Origin of the sequence: Streptomyces prasinopilosus (genome assembly GCF_001419695.1) — a bacterium.
In the GTDB taxonomy this organism is placed as follows: Bacteria; Actinomycetota; Actinomycetes; order Streptomycetales; family Streptomycetaceae; genus Streptomyces; species Streptomyces prasinopilosus.
Map to the genome: position 1 here is coordinate 1 of NZ_LIRG01000644.1, position 3,809 is coordinate 3,809.

The 3,809-nt window shown below is 71.2% G+C and carries 2 protein-coding genes and 1 pseudogene; 1 reads left to right on the plus strand and 2 read right to left on the minus strand.

Features of this window, described 5'->3' with window-relative positions:
* Positions 1–212 precede the first annotated feature (212 nt).
* A complete protein-coding gene (locus AOK18_RS23860) occupies positions 213–1,250 on the plus strand; it encodes a glycoside hydrolase family 6 protein (protein WP_055695670.1) in 1,038 nt (345 codons plus the stop codon).
* Positions 1,251–1,457: 207 nt separating this feature from the next.
* Here the strand turns inward: AOK18_RS23860 and glxA are convergent, their stop codons facing one another.
* Complete coding sequence (gene glxA, locus AOK18_RS23865) at positions 1,458–3,398, minus strand: radical copper oxidase GlxA (RefSeq protein WP_055695671.1); 1,941 nt, start codon at positions 3,396–3,398, stop codon at positions 1,458–1,460.
* Positions 3,395–3,809 (minus strand): annotated as a pseudogene (locus AOK18_RS33670) (hypothetical protein); the annotation flags it as partial. The gene glxA and the pseudogene AOK18_RS33670, both read right to left, overlap by 4 nt.

The following is a 3,809-nucleotide window of genomic DNA, read 5'->3' on the forward strand; positions in this document are numbered from 1 at the left end:
CGGGGGCGGACCCGGGGCGACGCCCCCTTCGCCCCGGGTCCGCCCCCGGCTCCGCACCCGGTCGCTTTCCGTGATCGTCCCAGGTGACCGACCACCGTACGACAGTGGTGGCGGCTCGCGGACGAGAACGGCTCGGCCGCGTGGCTCCCACGGCGGGTGTGCCAGGATGGGAATCCGGCAGGCACGGAACGAGTGCTCCCGGGGGGGGTTGGATGTACGGCGACAGGGGGGTCCGGGCGTTCGCCGCGAGGCGGACGTCGGCGGCGGTACTCGGGACGGCACTGCTGATGACGGCGTGTTCCTCCGGCGGCGACGACGAGGGGGACGGCCCGGACAGGGCGGCCGGAACGGAGATCACGCAGCAGCCCGAGGACACGACCCCCTTCTGGGTCAACCCGGAGGGCACCGCCGCGCGGCAGATGGCCGCTCTGGGGGCGGACGGGAAGAAGGCGGAGGCCGAGCAGATCCGCAAGATAGCGGAGCAGCCCGCCGCCGAGTGGATCAGCCCGGAGAACCCGGAGGAGCAGACCCGCGGCTTCACCGAGGCGGCCGACGAGGCCGGCCGTACCGCGCTGCTCGTCCTCTACAACATCCCGCACCGCGACTGCGGCCAGTACTCGCAGGGCGGCGCCGCCGACGGCGACGCCTACCGCGCCTTCGTCGACGGCGTGGCCAAGGGCATCGGGGACCGGGCGGCGACCGTGGTCCTGGAGCCCGACGCGGTGCTCCACCTGGTCGACGGCTGCACGCCGGAGAAGTTCCACGAGGAGCGCTACGACGTCCTCAACGGCGCCATCGACAAGCTCAAGAGCCTGGAGAACACCAGGGTCTACCTGGACGCGGGCAACGCCGGCTGGGGCGACCCCGACCAGATCTTCGGGCCGCTCGAGCGAGCCGGCGTCGACCGGGCCGACGGCTTCTCGGTGAACGTCTCCAACTTCTACTCCACCGAGGAGTCCATCGCCTACGGCAAGGAACTCTCCGCGAAGGTCGGCGGTAAGCCCTTCGTCATAGACACCAGCCGCAACGGCAACGGCCCCTACACCGGGGGCGACGCGGCCGAACGCTGGTGCAACCCGCCCGGCCGCGCCCTCGGCGAGGCGCCGACGGTCAAGACGGCGGACCCGCTGGTGGACGCGTACCTGTGGGTGAAGCGGCCCGGCGAGTCGGACGGCGAGTGCAAGGGCGGCCCGAAGGCCGGGGAGTGGTGGGAGGACTACGCGGTGAAGCTCGCCGAGGCCGGCGACTGACCCCGCACACCCGTCACACACCCCGTAGGCGCACACCTTGTACGCGCACACCGCGCACATCGCGTACGCGCACACCGCGCACCCCGCACGTGCGGCACCGCACCCACGCACGTACACACCGCGCCACCGCGCAGGGGGCGCCCTCCAGGACGGAGGGCGCCCCCTGCGCGTGTTCCCGTACGTGCCGGGTGCGGGCCGCCGGTCCGGCTACGGCACCCGCACCCACTGGGCCTTGCTCGGCGTGCCGTCCGCGGTGGTGGCGAACAGCATGTACCAGCCCGCCTGGACCAGGTTCCGGCTCTCCGGCATGCTCACCGTCAGCTTGTCGCCGTCGGTCTCGAAGTCGAGGGCGACGGAGCGCTGGTCCACGTCGGTGACGTGGGTCGAGGCGCTCGGCCGGATCAGCCGGACCTTCTTGATCGACGCGGCGTCCTTCGAGGTGAAGGTGCCGGACCCGCCGTGCTCGATGCTCCGCGGGCCGCCCGCCAGCTCGGGCTGCGGGTTCTCGCCGTAGAGGTACGGCGGCGTGTAGATCTCGATGCGCTGCTCGAACTCGCCGGGCTTGGTGTTCGCCTTGTCCCCGTACAGCGGGTCCGAGCCGAAGAACATCAGGCGGCCGTCGGGCAGCAGGATCGAACCGGCGTGGTAGTTGCGGCCCACCAGCGGGTCGGCGACGCGCCTGAGCTCGTTCTTCGCCGTGTCGTAGAGGCGCGCCTCGAGGACGTCGGAGTCGCCGCGCCCCCGGTAGTCCTCCGAGCCGCCCGAGATCAGCACGGTGTCGTCGGGCAGGATCGAGGCCTGCGGGTAGCGGGTGCCCTTGTCCATCGAGGGGCCGTCCTCGAAGCGCGGCTTGTCGGCCTTGAGGTCGACGATCCGGGTCTTCTCGCTGGCCTTCCGGGACTCGCCGACCCCGCCGCCGCCGATCACCATGTACTTCTCGTCCTGCGCCGGGGGCAGCAGCACCGTGTTGGCGGTCTCCAGCATGTCGGCGTCGCTCATGCCGGGGACCTTGGTGAACTCGTTGGTCTCCACGTCCCAGACACCCGGGTCGCGGCCCACGTCGTCGGGGCCGTAGCCGGCGTTCGCACCCGAGTAGAAGATCTTGTCGTTCTGCATGAGGAACAGCGCCGGGTAGGTCGGGAACTGCCGGACCTCGTCCGTGTAGGTCCACTTCCTGGTCCCGGGGTCGTAGATCTCGTTCTTGCCCGGGACCAGCTGGCCGATGTCGTCGAGGCCGGAGACGCTGAGGATCCTTCCGTCGCTCAGGGTGGTGAGCGTCGGGTACCAGCGGGCCTCCTTCATCGGGTCGACCTTGATGTACTTCTCCGCGACCGGGTCGAACTCGAAGGCGTCGTCGATGCCCTGGAAGTCCTTCTTGTCCAGGGCGAGCTTCTCGGCGATGCCGTACGTGTTCCGCGCGTCCTCGCCGCTGAGGCCCCGCACGGTGTAGTTGTCCTGCGTGCCGGTCTGGTACTCGGCGCCCTCCTTCTGCGCCTCGACGTAGGTGCGGCCGTAGCCCGGGGTGTTGCCCAGGAACTCGCCGGTCTCCTCGTCGAAGTTCTTCTTGGCGCGCGGGACGAGCACCGGGTCCTTGGAGACGAAGGTCTTGCCGTTCTCCTTGCCGGTGAACCGGGTGCCCGCCGGCAGGGTGATCGGCTCGTCCGGGTTCTCGTTGTGGACGACCATCAGGCCGCCCGCCTTCGTCACGTCGCCCTTGAGCTTCTCGTACCGCTTGGTGCCGCCGGCGATCAGCAGGTTGCCGTTGGCGAGCTGGGTGTGGCCGGTGCAGAACAGGTCGGTCGGCGTCGGCACCTTCTTGACGGTGCCCTTGACCGGGTCCCAGACGCGGGTGTCGTACCGCTTGGCGTCGAAGTTGTCCTGGTCGTTGCCGGAGCCCGCCACGAGCAGCACCTTGCCGGTGTGCAGCAGCGCCGCGTGAATGGTGTTCTGGCGGTACTCCTCCGGGAACTCGACGATCTCCCAGCGGCCGTTCTCCGCCTTGTACTCCTGCTTGTCGATCTTGTACTGGTGGTATTGCTCGGAACCGAAGCGGTACAGCCACGGTCCGTTCATGCCGGCCAGCGCGAGTACCACCGCGGTGCCTATCGCCATCCGACGGGCACGGCGGCGGCCTGCACGGTCGTTCATTCCTTACGTCCCCCAAGTCCACCCAGGGCGATCTGCATCGTCTGGTCGTCGCCGGTACTGTCCCCGGCACCTGTCGCTCCACCCGGTCCCACCGGGCCCTCCGGCGGCCGCCCCTGCCCGGCCGGTCCGCCGGGGGAGGCCGCCCAGCTGGGCCGGTCCGGCCGGCCGTGCGCGGCGTGCGGCTGCCGCCCGTACTGCGGGGCCTGAGCCTGCTGCCCCTGGTACGGGTCGGGGGCCTGCGCCTGCTGCCGCACCCGCGGAAGCGTCTGCAGCCGCTGGGTCGCCGGCTCGTGGGCGAGGTCCCGCGGCGGGTCCGCCGGCGGCCGGTCGGCCGGGGGCCGGCCCGCGGCGTGGGCGCCGGGCGGCTTCCTCCGGTCCCGGCGCATGCCGTGCCGCCAGGCGAACATGGGC